This window comes from Alteromonas naphthalenivorans, assembly GCF_000213655.1.
Lineage (GTDB): Bacteria > Pseudomonadota > Gammaproteobacteria > Enterobacterales > Alteromonadaceae > Alteromonas > Alteromonas naphthalenivorans.
Genome location: NC_015554.1, coordinates 2,130,837 through 2,148,896, shown reverse-complemented (window position 1 = coordinate 2,148,896; position 18,060 = coordinate 2,130,837). Strand labels below are relative to the sequence as shown.

15 protein-coding genes are annotated in these 18,060 nt (G+C 44.9%); 2 read left to right on the top strand and 13 right to left on the bottom strand.

Annotation, left to right across the window (positions count from 1 at the left end; genetic code table 11):
- Window positions 1-147 precede the first annotated feature (147 nt).
- A complete protein-coding gene (locus tag AMBT_RS09370; RefSeq protein ID WP_013784377.1) occupies window positions 148-2,025 on the top strand; it encodes a DUF885 domain-containing protein in 1,878 nt (625 codons plus the stop codon).
- 93 nt (window positions 2,026-2,118) lie between these two features.
- On the opposite strand, the gene lipA is transcribed toward AMBT_RS09370, so the two are convergent.
- The 13 genes from lipA to leuS all read right to left on the bottom strand — a co-directional run bounded on the left by lipA (window position 2,119) and on the right by leuS (window position 15,204).
- Window positions 2,119-3,081: a lipoyl synthase gene (gene lipA / locus AMBT_RS09365; protein WP_013784376.1), complete on the bottom strand. Its 963-nt coding sequence runs from the start codon at window positions 3,079-3,081 to the stop codon at window positions 2,119-2,121.
- Window positions 3,074-3,658: a lipoyl(octanoyl) transferase LipB gene (gene lipB / locus AMBT_RS09360; protein WP_232363227.1), complete on the bottom strand. Its 585-nt coding sequence runs from the start codon at window positions 3,656-3,658 to the stop codon at window positions 3,074-3,076. The genes lipA and lipB overlap by 8 nt, the downstream gene beginning before the upstream one ends.
- 72 nt (window positions 3,659-3,730) lie before the next feature.
- Complete coding sequence (gene ybeD / locus AMBT_RS09355) at window positions 3,731-3,994, bottom strand: DUF493 family protein YbeD (protein ID WP_013784374.1); 264 nt, start codon at window positions 3,992-3,994, stop codon at window positions 3,731-3,733.
- 90 nt (window positions 3,995-4,084) lie between these two features.
- Entirely contained in the window at window positions 4,085-5,269 is a 1,185-nt protein-coding gene (locus tag AMBT_RS09350; protein ID WP_013784373.1) for a D-alanyl-D-alanine carboxypeptidase family protein, read from the bottom strand.
- A gap of 246 nt (window positions 5,270-5,515) precedes the next feature.
- Window positions 5,516-6,436 (bottom strand): septal ring lytic transglycosylase RlpA family protein, encoded by a 921-nt coding sequence (locus tag AMBT_RS09345; protein ID WP_013784372.1) that lies wholly within the window; start codon window positions 6,434-6,436, stop codon window positions 5,516-5,518.
- Window position 6,437: 1 nt separating this feature from the next.
- Window positions 6,438-7,553, bottom strand: coding sequence for a rod shape-determining protein RodA (gene rodA, locus AMBT_RS09340; protein WP_013784371.1), 1,116 nt, complete (start codon window positions 7,551-7,553; stop codon window positions 6,438-6,440).
- Window positions 7,553-9,442: a penicillin-binding protein 2 gene (gene mrdA / locus AMBT_RS09335; RefSeq protein WP_013784370.1), complete on the bottom strand. Its 1,890-nt coding sequence runs from the start codon at window positions 9,440-9,442 to the stop codon at window positions 7,553-7,555. Before mrdA ends, rodA begins: the two co-directional genes overlap by 1 nt.
- A 14-nt stretch (window positions 9,443-9,456) precedes the next feature.
- Complete coding sequence (gene rlmH / locus AMBT_RS09330; RefSeq protein ID WP_013784369.1) at window positions 9,457-9,927, bottom strand: 23S rRNA (pseudouridine(1915)-N(3))-methyltransferase RlmH; 471 nt, start codon at window positions 9,925-9,927, stop codon at window positions 9,457-9,459.
- Window positions 9,928-10,005: 78 nt separating this feature from the next.
- A complete protein-coding gene (gene rsfS, locus AMBT_RS09325; RefSeq protein ID WP_013784368.1) occupies window positions 10,006-10,323 on the bottom strand; it encodes a ribosome silencing factor in 318 nt (105 codons plus the stop codon).
- An 8-nt stretch (window positions 10,324-10,331) separates the two neighbouring features.
- Window positions 10,332-11,042: a nicotinate (nicotinamide) nucleotide adenylyltransferase gene (gene nadD, locus AMBT_RS09320; RefSeq protein WP_013784367.1), complete on the bottom strand. Its 711-nt coding sequence runs from the start codon at window positions 11,040-11,042 to the stop codon at window positions 10,332-10,334.
- Between the two features lie 4 nt (window positions 11,043-11,046).
- Complete coding sequence (gene holA / locus AMBT_RS09315; protein WP_041452538.1) at window positions 11,047-12,075, bottom strand: DNA polymerase III subunit delta; 1,029 nt, start codon at window positions 12,073-12,075, stop codon at window positions 11,047-11,049.
- Between the two features lie 2 nt (window positions 12,076-12,077).
- Window positions 12,078-12,599 carry an LPS-assembly lipoprotein LptE gene (locus tag AMBT_RS09310; protein WP_013784365.1) on the bottom strand — a complete coding sequence of 174 codons (522 nt, stop codon included), beginning with the start codon at window positions 12,597-12,599 and terminating at the stop codon, window positions 12,078-12,080.
- Window position 12,600: 1 nt separating this feature from the next.
- Entirely contained in the window at window positions 12,601-15,204 is a 2,604-nt protein-coding gene (gene leuS, locus AMBT_RS09305; RefSeq protein WP_013784364.1) for a leucine--tRNA ligase, read from the bottom strand.
- Between the two features lie 405 nt (window positions 15,205-15,609).
- Here leuS and AMBT_RS09300 point away from each other — a divergent pair, with 405 nt between their 5' ends.
- Window positions 15,610-17,985: a Lon protease family protein gene (locus tag AMBT_RS09300; RefSeq protein ID WP_232363210.1), complete on the top strand. Its 2,376-nt coding sequence runs from the start codon at window positions 15,610-15,612 to the stop codon at window positions 17,983-17,985.
- Window positions 17,986-18,060: the final 75 nt, after the last annotated feature.

The following is an 18,060-nucleotide window of genomic DNA, read 5'->3' as shown; positions in this document are numbered from 1 at the left end:
TTTTGTGGGTTTAGGCAGAATGACGGCATTCTAACAGCACATAAAGTAAAGTCATCCTGTTCGCGCAAAAACCTTGTAATCAATAGGCGGTAACAGGCAATATTAGGCCGTAAATCAATAATAAATATACGACAGGTTATTTTTATAATGAAAACAATGAAGATAAGTTTACTTAGTGCTGCCATAGTGAGCGGCTTAATGGCTGCATCCGCATTAGGGCATCAGCAAGACAATGACAATACAGCGGTTTCTACACAACTGCAGTCTGCGGTTAGTGAAACTAAAGACATCATGGAAGTGGATGCAAATAAAACCGAGGCAGAAAAATTAGCCGCCTTAACGCTTAAATATTTCAACGAGTCGTTGGAACAAAACCCAGTAATGGCGACATTTTATGGCGTGAGCGATTATAACGATAAGTTTAACGAGCCGTTAAGCGAGGCGTCTATCGCAAAATCAAAGGCGCACGAGCAAACGTATTTAGCAGCCATTAATGCTATTGATGCGTCTAAACTTTCTGGGCAAGACTGGATCAGCTACCATATTTTCAAAAACGACAGAGAACACCGCATTGCGGGATACGAGTTTGGTAGCCAGTACATGCCAATTAATCAAATGTATGGTGTGCATACTTTTTTCCCCATGCTGGGCTCGGGTCAATCTGCCCAGCCGTTTGTTACGGTAAAAGACTACGAAAACTTTACTTCACGTACTAAAGGCTACGTAGCGTTTATCGATAGCGTAATCCAGTATATGAAAAAAGGCATTGAGGAAGGCGTGGTTTTACCGACTGCTATCACCGAAAAAATGGTGCCGCAGTTAAGTGCTCACGTTGTTAAAAAGGCCTCTGAGAGTGTGTTTTACGGTCCAGTAAAACAGCTTGAAACAAATGAAAACATTAGCGACGATGAAAAAGCGCGTTTAGCCGCAGCCTATGAAGGAATGATCACTGAAATGATTGTACCTTCGTATCAAAAATTGCACGACTTCGTAGTAGAAGAATACTTGCCCCACACTCGCGCTACCGTAGGTTACTCAGATTTACCGAACGGAAAGGCGTGGTACGAGTACAAAATTAAAGACAATACCACCTTAGCGCTGAGTGCCGATGAAGTGCATGAGTTTGGGTTATCTGAAGTGTCGCGCATATTAGGTGAAATGAAAGCGGTCAAAGAAATCGTGGGCTTTGAAGGAAACCTAGCGGCGTTCTTCGACCATCTTCGTACTGACGATAAATTCTACTTCGAGTCTGATGAAGCCTTAATTAAAGCGTACACCGACGTGAAAAAGGATATAGACGCCCGTTTGCCCAAGCTTTTCAGCGTATTTCCGAAAGCTGATTATATTGTAAAAGCGGTAGAACCTTATCGTGAAGCGTCATCGGCAGCAGCTAGCTACATGTCTCCTGCCCCTGATGGCAGTAGACCCGGCATTTTCTATATCAACACTCGTGATTTAAAAGCGCAGCCAAAGTTTAGTTTGGAAACCCTTAGTATTCACGAAGCGGCGCCTGGTCATCACTTCCAAATAGCTATTCAGCAAGAAGTGGAAGGTTTACCTTTGTTTAGAAAATTCAACGGCTATACCGTGTTCAGTGAAGGCTGGGCCTTGTATGCGGAAAGCTTAGGAAAAGAGCTTGGCATGTTTACCGACCCCTACATGTGGTACGGACGACTAAACGACGAACAGCTTCGTGCTATGCGCCTGGTGGTTGATACAGGGCTGCATGCTAAGGGGTGGAGCCGCGAAAAGGCCATTGCGTATATGCTTGATAACTCATCAATGGCTGAGTCTGATGCGGTGGCAGAAGTAGAACGTTATATTTCTATTCCTGGTCAAGCGTTAGCGTATAAAGTGGGAGAACGTCATATCAGACATTTACGTAATCAAGCCACAGAAGCCTTAGGTGACGACTTCGATATTAAAGCGTTCCACAGCAATATACTGACCGATGGGGCAATGCCAATGCCTATCTTGAGTGACAAGATGTCGATGTGGATAGACGAAGTAAAATCTAAAATCTAAATTCTAAAAGCTAAGGCGAGTAAGTTGATAGCTTAGCTTAGCGAAAAGAAAGGCAAATAAAAAAGCGGCTGTGAAAAGCCGCTTTTTTTATATTTATTTTACTTCTTTACCCGCTGCCTGTTGGTCGGCATGGTAACTAGAGCGAACCATTGGGCCACTAGCTGCATGAGTAAAGCCAATGTCTTTGGCGTAAGCGCCTAGCGCATCAAATTCATCAGGGTGAACATAACGCTTAACAGGGAAGTGATGGCGACTTGGCTGTAAATATTGGCCAAGTGTTAACATGTCCACATCGTGAGCACGTAAATCGCGAAGTACGCCTTCAATTTCCACATTTTCTTCGCCCATACCCATCATTAAGCCAGACTTGGTCTTAACATCTGGATGCTGCGCTTTAAATTTCTTGAGCAAGTCTAGTGACCACTGATAGTTAGCACCAGGGCGACACTCGCGGTATAAGCGCGGAATAGTTTCCAAGTTGTGATTGAACACATCAGGAACACCATTTTTGAAAATTTCTAATGCGCGATCCATACGGCCACGGAAGTCCGGTACTAGCACTTCAATTGTGGTCGTCGGGCTGTGCTCGCGAATCGCGTTGATACAATCAACGAAATGCTGTGCACCACCGTCACGCAAGTCATCGCGGTCTACCGAGGTAATTACCACGTAACGAAGATTCATTTCAGCAATGGTTTTCGCTAGCTTTTCTGGTTCTTCTGCACTTGGCGGTAGTGGTTTACCGTGGGCAACATCACAGAACGGACAACGACGGGTGCAAATGTCACCCAAAATCATAAAGGTTGCCGTACCATGGTTGAAGCACTCAGCTAAGTTAGGGCAGCTGGCTTCTTCGCACACAGAATGCAGTTTATTCTTTCTTAAGGTCTTCTTAATATGGTCAATTTTATCGGTGCTGCGTGGCAGCTTAATTTTGATCCACGAAGGCTTGCGCAGCATTTCTTCCTTTTCAGTAGGAATAATGGTGACAGGAATGTGTTTTACTTTTTCGTCGTCGCGGAGTTTAACTCCAGCTACAGGTCGTGCGTTACTCATCAAAACCTTCTTTATGTCGTTTTTCCGTAATGGAAAGCGCTTCAAGTAGTAAGTCGGTGAGAACTTCACCGGCAACACTTATCGAATCTGGGCCATTCAGACTGGCGGTATCAATCATTTCCATACCTGCATAACCGCATGGGTTAATGCGCTGAAACGGTGACAAATCCATACTAACATTTAATGCCAATCCATGAAATGAGCAACCGTGACGAATTCTTAACCCTAGTGAGCAAATTTTTTTCTCATCTACATAAACCCCTGGTGCATCGGGTTTAGGGTAGGCGGTAACACCGTATTTGGCCATTAAGCCTACCACAGCATCTTCCATCGCAGTCACTAAGTGACGTACACCTAGCTTGCGTCTTCGAATATTAATAAGAAGATAGATAACCTGTTGGCCTGGGCCGTGATAGGTTACCTGACCGCCTCTGTCGGCTTGCACCACGGGAATGTCACCGGGCATCAAAATGTGTTCAGCTTTGCCTGCTTGACCTTGTGTGAATACAGGGTCGTGCTCAACCAGCCAAATTTCATCTTCAGTCGTATCATCACGTTCATCCGTGAACGCTTTCATGGCAGCCCATATGGGCTCGTAGCTTTGTCTGCCAAGTTGCCGAATAATGACAGAGTCGGTTAGGGTGCTCACTTATAGTACGACTCTTACAAGTTCTAACTTAGCAAGTTCAGTGTAAATAGTTTCCATGTGCTCTTTGCTGGTCACTCGTACACTTACCGATACAGAATGGTAATTACCTTTGCTGCTTGGCTTCACTGCGGGTGAATAATCACCTGGCGCGTGCTGCTGTAAGCACTCAATTACGTGATTAGGTAAATCGTCATGGGCGATGCCCATTACTTTAAATGTTTGATTTGTCGGAAAATCTAGAAGTTCATCGAAACGGGTATCCATGCGATATCCTTTTTATACAGTCATTAAATACAAAAACGGCCCGATTATACCAATCAGGCCGCCCTTGAACTAGTGTAGCGAGGCGTAATGTTACGCTTCGTCGAAGCCCAGTTGCAGCATAATGTAATCTTTAATGCGGTTAAACATGCTGCCTTCTTTCACTTCTTGCAAAGTGACAAGGGGGTAGCTGGCTACATCTTCGCCTTCGAGTTGAAGGAAAAGTGTGCCGACAACTTGGCCTTTAGCCAGTGGCGCTTCTAGTTTTTTATCTAGTTCAAAATTGGCTTCCAAGTTAGCCGCCTGGCCGCGTGGAATGGTAATGGGGGTAGATTGGTTAATTCCAAGGTCTACGGTTTCTCTATCGCCCATATAAATGCGGTGTGCTACAAAACTATCGCCAGCGTGGTAAGGCGTTAGCGTTTCATAAAAGCGAAAACCATATTTAAGTAGCTTCTTGTTTTCAACCTTACGGGCTCTTTCACTATCTGTACCCATAACTACAGAGATTAAGCGCATGTCGCCTTGTGAGGCAGAAGTAATAAGGCTGTAACCCGCGTCTGACGTATGGCCAGTTTTAATGCCATCAACGTTTAAGCTTTTGTCCCATAATAGGCTGTTACGGTTATATTGCTTGATGCCATTAAATGTAAATTCTTTTTCGCTGTAAATTTTGTACATTTCAGGAGTTTCAGCAATAAGCGCACGAGACAGCACAGCCATATCACGAGGGGTAGTGTAGTGATCTGGGTCGTGCAGGCCGTGGGCATTAACAAAGTTAGACGATGTCATACCAATAGCTTGTGCATGCGCATTCATCATGCTGGCAAACGCCGCCTGTGAACCGGCAACGTGCTCTGCCATGGCAACACACGCATCGTTACCTGATTGCACTACAATACCGCGTAATAAATCGCTTACCGATACTTGCGTTCCCACTTCGATAAACATCTTTGATGAATCTGGGAATTTTTTAGCCCACGCATTTTCAGAAATGGTCACTTCGTCTGAAAGGCTAATGTTACCGGCTTGCAATTCTTTTCCAATCACATAAATGGTCATGATTTTAGTCAAGCTGGCGGGTGCCAATTGCATGTCTGCGTTTTTCGACGCGATTACGTGTCCGGTTTCAAAGTCGGTTAAAAGAAAGCCTTCCGCCGCTACCGATGGAGCTGGTGGAGTAACCACTGCTGCATTCGCTGACAGTACTAGTGCACTGAAAAGCATAAAAGCGAAGGAGAGAAAGGACGGTTTAGCGCGTTGAATTATTCTGAGCATGATTTTATTTTCTTTGACCGTTTATTATCCGTTTAAAACTGAACAGCAGGCACGCTACACAGTTTATACTACTACTTAGTTTAGAATTCTAACGTAAGGCGCATAGTTCGACTAGGGTTAAACCAAAAAGTTTAGCTGTTAATAGAGATTAGGCTACGAAACAACGAAAAAGCGCCATAAATGACAGATTTGAAACGTGTTTCGCCACATTGTCGCCATAGTTGTGGCGGTTTTTTAAACGAGTCGTTAGAGGGTTTGTTTTATCTTGTAAGCTTGGGGGTAGCCGTTTTGTTTTAACTGCTCTAACAATTCATGAGCAAGCGCTTCATCTTCAATCGGACCAAGTTGAAGTTTGTACACATTGCCTACTACTGGCATGTGTGTTGGCACCTGATAAAGTGCAGAAAGTACATTTGAAATAGACTCAGCTTTCTTCTGATTTGATAGTGCTGCCACCTGAATAAAATAACCGTCCAGAGAGATTGACGTTTGCTGAAGATTATCGCTTTGCGCTGAAGTACTCGCGGCGACCTCAGATGATGGTGTCACTGGTGATGTTGATGCTAGTGCTGAGGGAAGGGGAGCAATACCAATGTATTCGTCGTAACTAACGGTCGGGTTAATACCAACCGTTACATTGTTTTCGGGGTCGAAGTGAATGACTTCAATTTTTACCTTTGCCGTACCTTTGTTGTGATAACCCAACTTTACCGCCGCAGCGTACGACAAATCGATGATACGGTTATCGTGAAAAGGGCCACGATCATTCACTCGCACAATCGCTTGTTTGTCGTTGTCTAAATTAGTCACGCGCACGTAAGAAGGAAGCGGTAAGGTTTTGTGGGCAGCCGACATAGCAAACATATTGTAGGTTTCACCGTTTGACGTTAAATGGCCATGAAACTTCTGACCATACCAACTGGCGTAACCTACTTCTTCAAACCCTTTACCTGATGTCAGCGGTGTATAATGTTTGCCTAGCACCTTATAAGGGCGGCTGTTAAACATTCTATATGCTTCATACTTAGGAACTGCATCCAAAGTTTCAGGCACTTTCGCTACATGATTCGGGGCAGTATCTTGATGCTGAGTATAGCGTCCACTAGGCGCTGACTTACACGCGGCGAGTATAAATGAAGCAAGCAGTATTAACAGTAGTGTGCGCATGTTATCGAGACATTAATCGTTTTTGAGTGGCAATAGACATTAGCATGCCAAAGCCTGCCATTAATGTCACCATGGAAGTGCCGCCATAACTGACTAAAGGTAGTGGCACTCCTACTACAGGAAGTAACCCAGATACCATCCCCATGTTTACAAACACATAAACGAAGAAGGTTAAGGTAATACTGCCTGCCAGTAATTTAGAGTAGGCGTCTTGAGCTCTACTCGCAATAATAAGCCCACGTAAAATAACGCAAAGGTAAATAATCAGTAAAACAATAACCCCTGTAAGGCCAAATTCTTCACTGAAAACCGAGAAAATAAAGTCGGTATGTCGCTCGGGTAAAAATTCTAATTGTGATTGGGTGCCCTGCAACCAGCCTTTTCCATCTACACCACCTGAACCTATCGCTATTTTCGACTGAATAATATGGTAACCCGAACCGAGTGGATCGCTCTCTGGGTTTAAAAAGGTCAATACGCGTTGCTTTTGATACTCCGCCATTAAAAAGAACCACATAATGGGCGCGAAACCACCGAGCAACAGCGCAACAAACCCGATAAGCCGCCAACTCATACCGGCGAGGAATATCGCGAAGATGCCGGAGCTGGCAATAAGCAGCGATGTCCCTAAATCGGGTTGTTTAGCAATAAGTACCGTTGGGATAGCCACCATTAGAAAGCCAACCACAATATTCATGGTGCGAGGAGGTAGCGTGAACTTGCTAATATACCAGGCGACCATCATAGGCACCGCGAGCTTCATTAACTCTGACGGTTGAAAGCGAATAAACTTTAAGTCGAGCCAGCGCTGAGCGCCTTTACCCATGTCGCCAAATAACAATACCGCGATAAGCATTAGCAGCCCCGCGATATAGGCGTATGTCGACAGGCGGCGAAATGCGCCGGGGGGAATTTGCGCAATGCCAAACATAACTGCCACACTCAGTGCCAAGCGCGTAATTTGGCGTTCTACTTGGCCGCTGTCCTGTCCTGATGCAGAATACAGCGTTACCAAACCCACTGACATAAGTACTAACAGGCTTAAAAACAGCCAACCATCAATATGAATACGCTGTAAAAAACTGGTCTTATTTGGGTTGAGCGTGTTCTTTTTCATTATTCGTCAACCTTGCTAATTTCGGTGTCGAAAACCCGATCACGAAAATAGAAATCCATGATTTTCTTGGCCACAGGAGCGGCATTTTTACTACCGCCACCGGCGTTCTCAAGCACGACGGTTACTGAAATTTCTGGGTTTTCAAAGGGGGCAAAGCCTACATACATGGCATTGTCTCGCAAACGCTCATCTATTTTTTCAGCATCGTATTTTTCATCTTGCCCCACGGAAAATAGCTGTGCAGTACCGGTTTTGCCCGCAGACTGATAGGAGGCGTCAGCAAACGTATGGCGAGCACCACCTTCTTTACCATGCACTACGTCGTGCATCGCATTCAGTACAATATCGACATTATGCTGGTTTTTAATCTCGATAGGTCGAAGGGTTTTAAGTGGAATAATTTCTACCGAGCTATCTTCATGCATAAACCCGCGAATAATTTGCGGAATTATACGTTCGCCACGATTAACCAATGTGTTCACTGATTGCGATAACTGAATAGGGGTGGTAGACCAGAATCCTTGACCAATACCGACAGGAATGGTGTCACCGATATACCAAGGCTGGTTGAATCGTGCACGCTTCCAGCCTCTGCTAGGCATATTCGCATCAGATTCTTCGTATAAATCGATACCGGTAAAATCACCAAATCCAAATTCGTACATGGCTTCACTGATTTTATCTATCCCCAACTTATAAGCTAAATCGTAGTAATAAATGTCGCAGGAGACTTCTATTGCTTTTGCGATATCTACCTCGCCGTGGCCCCACTTTCGCCAGTCCCGCCATGTATGCGATACGTTGGGTAACTGATAGCGACCATTATCTTGAATCGTATACTCTTCGGTGACTATCCCCTCTTCAAGTCCAATTAAGCCAAGGTGAGGTTTAATGGTAGATGCAGGTGGATACTGGCCTTGAGTGGCGCGGTTTATTAGGGGGCGATCGGGGGAATTTAACAGGGCAGAGTAATTCTTTCTGCTGATACCGTGAACAAACAAGTTCGGGTCGTAACTGGGGTTTGAAAATAACGCCAATACCCCTCCCGTTTTTACATCACTCACGATCACCGCGCCGCGCTGACCTTCCAGTGCTTGCTGGGTGGCAATTTGTAGCGAAAGGTCGATGTTTAATACAATGTCTTTACCGGGCACGGGTGGGTCGACGTTTAACACACGAATTATCCGGCCCTGGTTATTCACTTCCACTTGTTGGTAACCCACTGAACCGTGCAATAGCTCTTCGTGGTATTTCTCTACCCCCAATTTGCCGATGTCGTGGGTGGCAGCATAGTCATCTTCTTGCCCTGCTTCTACCAGCTTTTGGAGGTCTTTCTTATTAATACGCGCCACATAACCTAATACATGGGTAAGGGCTTCTTTATAAGGGTAATGACGAGCTAGTCGCGCTTCAATTTGTACCCCGGGGTACAAATGTTTGCTGGCAGAAAATAATGCAACATCCTCTTCGGATAATTTAGTCCGCAGGGCAATAGGTTTAAAACGTCGTTGGCCTTTTAAGCTGCCATTAAAGCTTTCACGTTCTTCTGGGGTAATGCCCATCAATTGGGTTAAGCCATCTAAGGTGGCGTCTAAATCGTTAGTTTGCTCAGGTGTGATCTCTAAGCTAAATACAGGGCGGTTTTCCGCAAGCAATATGCCGTTTCTGTCATAAATTAACCCACGGTTTGGCGCAACAGGTAATACCTTAATGCGATTCCCGTTTGAGCGAGTTTGGTAAACGTCGTGTTGTTCAACTTGCAGGGAATAAAGGTTATTCAGCACCACGCCTAGCATCATAACAACAATAATAAAGGCGATAGACGCACGTCTGGCAAATAAGTTTGCTTCAGCCGAGTGGTCTCGAATTGCTTGGCGCTTGCGATGCATAAAAGGCTATTCTCTCACTCGCGATGATACGGGTGGTTCTGAGTAACAGACCAAGCGCGGTATAGACTTTCAGAAAGAATAATTCTTACAAGCGGATGAGGAAGCGTAAGTGCAGACAGTGACCATTTTTGTTCAGACACGGCAATACATTCAGGTGCTAAACCTTCAGGTCCGCCAATCAAAAGACTGACATCACGGCCATCCATTTTCCAATTATCTAACTGTTTAGCTAATGTGGGGGTGTCCCAAGGCTTACCAGTGACTTCTAATGTCACTACGCGGTTACCTTTAGGAATAGCGGCGAGCATTTGTTCGCCTTCTTTTTCTAAAATGCGTTTAATATCAGCATTTTTGCCGCGTTTACCAGCGGGAATTTCGGTGAAACTCACCGGTAAATCGGCGGGGAAACGGCGAAGGAATTCATCTACCCCAGTGGTGACCCAGGCGGGCATTTTTGTACCTACGGCGACAATTTGTATACGCACAGTGGGTAAATCCTTTAGAACATCAAACTACCAACAAAGTTAACCGCAGCCCTTTTTATAAGTCTGCGGTTGGCTTTGTTATGACCACAGCTTCTCTAACTGATAGAAATCGCGGGTTTCGTCTTGCATTACGTGCAAAATAACGTCGCCAAAATCTACTAATACCCATTCGCCAGTTTCTTTGCCTTCCACGCTTGTTGGTGCTTCGTCTGCGCTTTTAGCTTCTACTATTACATTCTCAGCAATAGCAACAACATGGCGCTTAGAGTTACCAGAGCAAATAATCATGGTGTCGGTAATGGTTGATTTGCCACGAACATCCAGTTCTATAATATCGCGGCCTTTCATGTCGTCTACTTTATCTTTTACGAACTGCTTGAGTTGTTGACTCTCCAAGTGTTTCCTCACTTATTTGATAATTCTTGGTATAACCGATGTGTATAAATATAGTCTGAGACTGCCTGAGGCAGCCACTTTGCTATTAATGTCGTGGCTTGAAACTTTGCGTCATGCAATGCTGTTTCGTTCATATATGTTTCTTGCAATGTCGATGATGCATCCGTTTGAACGGCGCTGCGCAATTGCGTTGATGAAACAGGGTGTAATGGGGTATCCGCAAGAAATACTAAGCCATTAGGCTGAGCATGTAGTTGCAGAACGTCCTCTGTTTTGTTGGCTTTTAACCACTCAACCAAGTCATCAGGTGGTGTAAATGTATCGCTGTCGCGACGCATTACCACTAGGTGACAGAAATCAAGCAAACGCTCCCACTCAAACCAAGACTTAAGATTATACAGGGAATCGGCGCCAATGAAAAAACAGATTGTCTTATTGTCTCTTTCTTTTAATGCCCGAAGGGTTTTTACCGTGTAAGAAGGTGAAGGTAACGAGAGTTCGATTAGCTCGGGGTACAAGCGTTTATCTTGCTCACAACACAGCTTCACCATGTTGACCCGGTGTTCTTCGCTAACGGCCACTGATTTGTGCGGCGGTAATTTACAAGGCATTAAACCGAGGGCGTCGATATTCAGCGCAGACAATAAATGGAGCGCAGGTGATACATGACCTAAATGGGGCGGGTTAAACGTCCCCCCTAAAATGGCGCGAATAGCCAAAATGTTAGGCTTCCATCAAAGGAAGGTGAAAAATACCCATCGCCATAAACATCATGCATAAGTGGCAAAGCTTCACGAAGGGGCGAGAAATAACGTTTTGTTTAAACGCTAAATCAGCTTGGGTGAGGGCATCCTGAATTTGTAGCAGCTGTTCTATGCTAAGGCGATTTAACGCACTTTGATAGAAGCCCTGCCTGTTGCGCCAAATACCAAACTTTTGCCATTGAATGGCTTCACCATTAGCGGTAGCACTTTTCAATTTCCATAAGACTTCCCATTCACGAATCAGGGCCCAAATAATAATATTTGGCTCTAAGCCTTCACTTTCTAATCGGTAAAGCATTTTCACGCAGCGATTGGCATCGCCGCTTAGCATGACATCTACTAACTGAAACACGTTGTAGCGAGATTGATCTACCATCGCCCGTTCAATCTGTGCTTCAGACACGGACTGTTGAGGGTAAAGTAGGGCAAGCTTATCTATTTCTTGTTTTGCTGCTAGTAAATTACCTTCGCAAAAATCGGCAATCATTTTCATTCCAGCTGCATTAATAGTCAGCTGATGTTGTTTTACTTGATTGCTGATCCATGCACTAAGTTGCCTGCCTTCTAAAGGGTAGCAGAGTACAGAAACGCCCATGTCATCGAGTACTTTGAACCACTTCCCACGCTGTACGTCTTTGCCAATTTTAGGACCATGCACTAGAAGAAGAGTATCTTGAGTTAACCCTTTAGCCACTTCTTGCAGCATTTTGCTGCCTTCTGCGCCGGGTTTTCCTGTAGGAAGTTCTAATTCAATAAACTGTTGGTTTGAAAACAACGACATGCTTTGGGTTGCTTCAAGCAGCTGATTCCATGAAAAGCCAGTGTCGGCCACAAGCACTGTGCGCTCATCAAAACCGTTGGCTTTTGCCGTGGTGCGGATTTGCTCTATCACCTCAAACTTCTGCTGAGGCTCATCACCAAACACCAAGTAACAGGATGCTAATCCTTTACCTATCTCACTGGAAAATTGGTTTGGGTAGACTTGCATGCTTAATTAATCAGCTTAGCAGCAGAGGCTTGGCTTGAAAGCCTACGGATAATAATGTCCGCTGCCTCGGCACGCATTTCATCGAGTACTAATTCGAGTTCTCTTGATTTCGCCAATACTTGATCGGGATCATCTTGATAATCACGCATTACATCGAAGGTAGCCATAATGGCTTCCTCGTCAGGGAATTGAACCCGATAACGCACGGTATAAATCAGTTCGTATTCAGCAACTTGACCCGAAGTGTAAACCGAAAGCAGTCTGCGCTCTAATTTTTCAGGCAGTAAATACAAAGATACGCCGTCGTTAGACGACGTACTATCTTGTTGGTAGACGCCATTTAACCCGTACACAGTAAGGCGGTTGTGAAGCGCTCTTGCAAGAGGTGCATGAGCGCGAGCACTGGTGATAAGCACTGATTTTACATTTTCAGGAAGGCTAGGGGCACTTCTTAAATGAAATCCACAACCGCCAAGTGCAAAAAGTGCACTCAATACCACTGTGTAACGAAGTAAACGGCGCATATTAGTTAGCCACTATGTTGACAAGTTTTCCTGGTACCACAATAACTTTACGTATTGTTTTACCTTCAATAAACGGTTGCACGTTATCTTGTGCTTTGGCCGCTTCTTCAATGGCGTCTTTGCTGGCATCAGCAGCTACGGTCATCTTAGCGCGAACCTTACCGTTAACTTGCACGATAATAAGCTTTTCGTCTTCAACCAAGGCTGCTTTATCGGCGACAGGCCAAGGGGCATGATCGATATCGCTTGTCTGGCCCAATACTTTCCACAATTCATGAGAAATGTGAGGGGTAATAGGGTTAAGTAGCAAGACTAATGACTCTGCAGCTTCACGCATAATGGCAATATCTTGCGCATCTTCTTGTGGTGCTTTTTGAAGATGGTTCAATAACTCCATAATAGCAGCGATAGCGGTATTGAACGTTTGGCGACGACCTAAGTCATCAGACACTTTTTCAATAGTCTTGTGCACTTCGCGGCGTAATGCTTGTTGGTTCTTATTCAGCGCTTTTGCGTCAAGGGCAACAGGCGTACCTTTTTCAACGTGCTCGGTTACCAGCTTCCAAATACGACGTAAGAAACGGTTAGCACCTTCTACGCCCGAATCTACCCACTCTAGTGTTTGCTCTGGAGGCGCAGCGAACATCGTAAATAAACGCACCGTATCGGCACCATATAGGTCGATAACTTCTTGTGGATCAATACCGTTGTTTTTCGACTTCGACATTTTAGTCATGCCGCCATGAATAACCGGTTCACCATCGGCGGTTAGCCATGCTTTTACAATACGGCCTTTCTCGTCTTTTTCGGTAGACACTTCAGTGGGTGAATACCAGGTTTTCTTGCCAGCATCATCTTCGCGGTAGTAAGAATCTGCTAGCACCATGCCTTGACATAACAAACGCTTAAACGGTTCATCAGAATTTACCAAGCCTTCATCACGCAATAGTTTGTGGAAGAAGCGAGAGTATAATAAGTGCAGGATGGCATGCTCGATACCACCGATATACTGATCGACAGGCAGCCAGTAGTTCGATGAAGTAGGGTCAAGCATTGCATCGTGATTTGTAGCGCTTGCATAGCGAGCGTAGTACCACGACGATTCCATAAAGGTATCGAAGGTGTCAGTTTCGCGAAGTGCAGGTTCACCGTTGTAGGTGGTTTTCGCCCATTCAGGATCGGCTTTAATCGGCGATGTAACACCGTTCATTTCCACATCTTCAGGAAGTACTACCGGCAATTCGCTTTCTGGGACAGGAACCGATTCACCATTTTCCAAGTTAAGCATGGGAATAGGTGAACCCCAGTAACGCTGACGGCTTACACCCCAATCTCGTAAACGGTAGTTTACTTTGCGTTTACCAAAGCCTTTTTCTTCCAGTGCGGTTGCGATGTTATTAAACGCATCGTCAAACGCGAGGCCATCGAATTTTTCAGAATTTATTAAGGTGCCTTTTTCGGTATACGCAGAGACGGTTAAATCACATTCTTCTTTTGCATCTGCATTTGGCGCGATAACTTGCTTAATGGTTAAGCCATATTTGGTCGCAAATTCCCAATCACGTTGATCGTGACCTGGTACAGCCATTACTGCGCCTGAACCGTAATCCATCAATACAAAGTTCGCCACCCAAACAGGTAACAATTCACCCGTTAAAGGATGTACTGCTTGAATGCCCGTATCACAGCCTTTTTTCTCCATGGTAGCCAACTCTGCTTCGGCTACTTTGGTGTTTTTGCACTCGTCAATAAAGGTAGCAAGTTCAGCATTCGTCTTAGCTGCAAATTCCGCTAATGGATGCTGTGCAGCGACTGCTACGTAGGTTACGCCGTAGAATGTATCAGGGCGAGTGGTGTAAACGGTTAGATCGTTTATGTCGCTGCCGTTTTTACCTAAGTTAAAGGTAATGTCTACCCCTTCAGAGCGACCAATCCAGTTCGCCTGCATGGCGCGCACTTGATCAGGCCATTCTTCAAGCTGTTCTAAGTCAGCCAATAACTCTTCGGCATAGTCGGTAATTTTAATGAACCATTGTGGAATTTCTTTTTGTTCCACTAATGCGCCAGAGCGCCAACCGCGACCGTCAATAACTTGTTCGTTAGCCAAAACGGTTTGGTCTACCGGATCCCAGTTAACGGTTGAGTTCTTTTTATAAACCAAGCCTTTTTCGTAAAGACGAGTGAAGAACCATTGTTCCCAGCGGTAGTAGTCTGGCTTACAGGTTGTTACTTCGCGGTCCCAGTCGTAACCAAAACCCAAAGAGCGAAGCTGAGTTTTCATGTAATCAATATTGGAATAGGTCCAATTGGCAGGCGCGGTATTATTATTAATCGCGGCGTTTTCTGCTGGAAGACCGAAAGCATCCCAACCCATAGGTTGGAGAACGTTTTTACCCTGCATGCGCTGATAACGGCTAATAACATCACCAATGGTGTAGTTACGCACGTGACCCATATGCAAGCGACCACTTGGGTAAGGGAACATAGAGAGACAGTAGAACTTCTCTTTTTCTACATCATCATTTGCTTGAAATGAGTTGTTTTCTTCCCAGTATTGCTGAACACGTTGTTCTATATCTTTCGGGTTGTACTGATTTTCGGCCATGAAACTTAGGCTTCCGCATTATTAGAGTTAAAACGTTCATGAAACCTGCTCCCCCAAATTTCATTGTGGGGTGTGACTCGTCGTTGGACAGAATCACAATATTGCAGGTTTAACTTGCATGTAGCCGCATAGAATAACCCAGCGCTACACTTAGCCTCAATAGCTAGTGCTAGGTTAGCACGACTTTTTTGTGACTACTTGTTGAAAAAGTAAGCGTATTGGCAAAGGTTTCACTTGATAGCGGTTTCGTACATAAAAATTAATAGCCGCGATTGTTCGTTAATTCATCGATTAGAGGCCCGAAACAGTGCTTTACGGCATAAGGGTTTGACACACTACTTAAATAGGGTTTCACTTACCCTAAAGCACAATAAATAGAACACTATGCCAGGCGAAAGCACCACTATGGCCCTAGATCCAGTTGACCTAACCCCAACCATTAATCGAAAAGCAGTGAATGCTGCCTTAAAAGACGATGAAGCCCTAAATGCCACATTTATAGGGCAGGAGCGCGCGCGAGAAGCGTTAACCTTCGGTCTTGGCATTAACGCGAAAGGTTATAATCTTTATGTGATGGGTGAACCGGCTACGGGTCGCTTTACCTTGGTAAAAGATTACATTGAACGCCAAGTAGCCGTGCTGCCTGCACCCGATGATTGGTGTTATATCAATAACTTTGATGAAGAGCGCGAGCCAGTAGCCCTTCGTTTTCCGCCAGGTGGCGGTAAAGCATTTCAAAAAGACATCACTAGCTTAATTGATGACGTGCTCGATACCTTTCCGGTGGCATTTGATAACCCAGGTTATCAGCGCCGTAGAACCAGCATTTCTCGCGAGTTCGATCAAAAATACGATAGCGCCATTGATGCGGTAGAGCGTTTCGCAAAAGCTAATGAAGTGGCAATGAATGAAGACGGGGGCACTATCACGTTTTCACCTATTGTTGATGGTAAACCCATTAGCGATGCCGAATTTGCAACGGCTAGCGACGAAAAGCGCCAATTCTTTTACAACTTGATAGACGAGCTAGAAAATAGACTAAGTGAAAGTTTATTAAGTTTACCGTCGTGGAAGCGTGAAAATTCAGAGCGCTTGCGTGAGCTAGATAAGCAAACTGCCGAGCAAGGCATTAAGCCACTTTTAAAGGTACTAGAGCACAAATACGCGTCAGATTTAGGCATTTTAAAATACTTAAAGCAGCTTAAAACCGCACTTGTGAATGCTATTTTACTTATTTTGGCTGAAGAGCAAAAAGACGAAAAAAGTGATGAATTCGATAAACGCTTATTCTTAGAAGAGCAATTTCTGCCTAATGTATTGGTTGCGAATCGTCTAGATGACTCCGCGCCAGTAATCTATGAGCCAAACCCAACGTATCAAAACCTGTTCGGGAAAATTGAATACACTAATATTCATGGCAGTGTTTACACTAATTACCGAATGATTCGCCCTGGCGCATTACATCGTGCCAATGGCGGTTATTTGCTGCTTGATGTCGACCAGTTAATAGAACAGCCCTATGTGTGGGATACCCTTAAGCTGGCGGCGAAATCGGGTAGTTTGAAAATGGATTTACCACAGCAAGATGTCGGTATGGTAAATGCGATTACCCTAAACCCTCAACCTATCGATTTGAACGTAAAGATAGTGCTGCTAGGGTCGCGAGACTTGTATTACACCTTGCAAGATTACGATGATGAATTTGATGAGCTGTTTCGTGTGCTGGTCGATTTCGATTTAGAAATTCAGGTGACTCGACAAGCTTTGTTCGATTTTGTGGGCAAAGTGCGCAAACACATTTTAGCGCTTAACTTAACCGGTATTACCGCCAATGCTATGTGCCGTTTAGTCGAATATTCATTGCGCATGGCTGAACACCAAGAAAAGCTTTCAGCACATTTTGCTGAAGTGATTGAGTTGGTGAATGAAGCCCATTATTTTTGCGTAAAGTCAGGTAGTGAAACCCTAGAGCTTGACCATTTGCGCACCGCACTTAGTGCTAAAAAACGCAGAACCGGGCGCGTAAGCCAAACCTTACTGAATGATATTAAAGAAGGGCATGTACTTATTGCTACCGATGGCAAAGCCATTGGTAAAGTGAATGGCCTTACGGTGCTAGATATTGGCGATACCGCCTTTGGTACGCCTGCGCGCATTACCTCTACGGTATTTGCTGGCGCAAGTGGCGTGGTTGATATTGAACGTGAAGTAGAGCTAGGCCAACCGATTCACTCAAAAGGCGTGATGCTATTAACAGGGTATTTAGGTTATAAATACGCTCAGCACTTCCCGCTAACCTTGTCGGCAAATATTGCGTTGGAGCAATCGTACGGGCACATCGATGGTGATAGTGCGTCATTAGGTGAGTTGGTGGCGTTAATTTCTGCGTTAACCGAAATTCCATGCGTCCAAACCCTCGCTATTACAGGCTCCATTAACCAGTATGGCGAAGTGCAAGCGGTGGGTGGGGTGAATGAAAAAATTGAAGGCTTCTTCGACTTATGTCAGCACCGCGGCTTAACGGGTACACAAGGTGTGGTCATTCCTAAATCGAATGCAATCAACTTGGTATTAGATGCCACTGTCATTGATGCGGTGAAAAAAGGCTTGTTCCACATTCATACTGTAGAAACGGTAGATGATGCCTTGACCGTATTGATGGGGCAAGATGCCGGTACATTAAGTAGCCGAGGTCGTTACCCCAAAAACACCATTAACTATCATGCAGTGAATCGTTTATACAATATTGCACTCATGGTTAACGGTGGCGACGGCGAATAAGCGCTTTCATTCGCCGGTCGCTCAATGCTGCACCCGTTCAGGCCGCTCGGTCTTTTCGTAAGAGAGTTTGAGCAT

Bases quoted from the DNA above. Each gene is read 5' to 3' on its own strand.
- AMBT_RS09310 (WP_013784365.1), bottom strand. From the start codon at position 12,599: ATGCGCCGTTTACTTCGTTACACAGTGGTATTGAGTGCACTTTTTGCA.
- AMBT_RS09350 (WP_013784373.1), bottom strand. From the start codon at position 5,269: ATGCTCAGAATAATTCAACGCGCTAAACCGTCCTTTCTCTCCTTCGCT.
- lipB (WP_232363227.1), bottom strand. From the start codon at position 3,658: ATGAAAGCGTTCACGGATGAACGTGATGATACGACTGAAGATGAAATT.
- ybeD (WP_013784374.1), bottom strand. From the start codon at position 3,994: ATGGATACCCGTTTCGATGAACTTCTAGATTTTCCGACAAATCAAACA.
- lipA (WP_013784376.1), bottom strand. From the start codon at position 3,081: ATGAGTAACGCACGACCTGTAGCTGGAGTTAAACTCCGCGACGACGAA.
- leuS (WP_013784364.1), bottom strand. From the start codon at position 15,204: ATGGCCGAAAATCAGTACAACCCGAAAGATATAGAACAACGTGTTCAG.
- AMBT_RS09345 (WP_013784372.1), bottom strand. From the start codon at position 6,436: ATGCGCACACTACTGTTAATACTGCTTGCTTCATTTATACTCGCCGCG.
- AMBT_RS09370 (WP_013784377.1), top strand. From the start codon at position 148: ATGAAAACAATGAAGATAAGTTTACTTAGTGCTGCCATAGTGAGCGGC.
- holA (WP_041452538.1), bottom strand. From the start codon at position 12,075: ATGCAAGTCTACCCAAACCAATTTTCCAGTGAGATAGGTAAAGGATTA.
- rodA (WP_013784371.1), bottom strand. From the start codon at position 7,553: ATGAAAAAGAACACGCTCAACCCAAATAAGACCAGTTTTTTACAGCGT.
- mrdA (WP_013784370.1), bottom strand. From the start codon at position 9,442: ATGCATCGCAAGCGCCAAGCAATTCGAGACCACTCGGCTGAAGCAAAC.
- AMBT_RS09300 (WP_232363210.1), top strand. From the start codon at position 15,610: ATGGCCCTAGATCCAGTTGACCTAACCCCAACCATTAATCGAAAAGCA.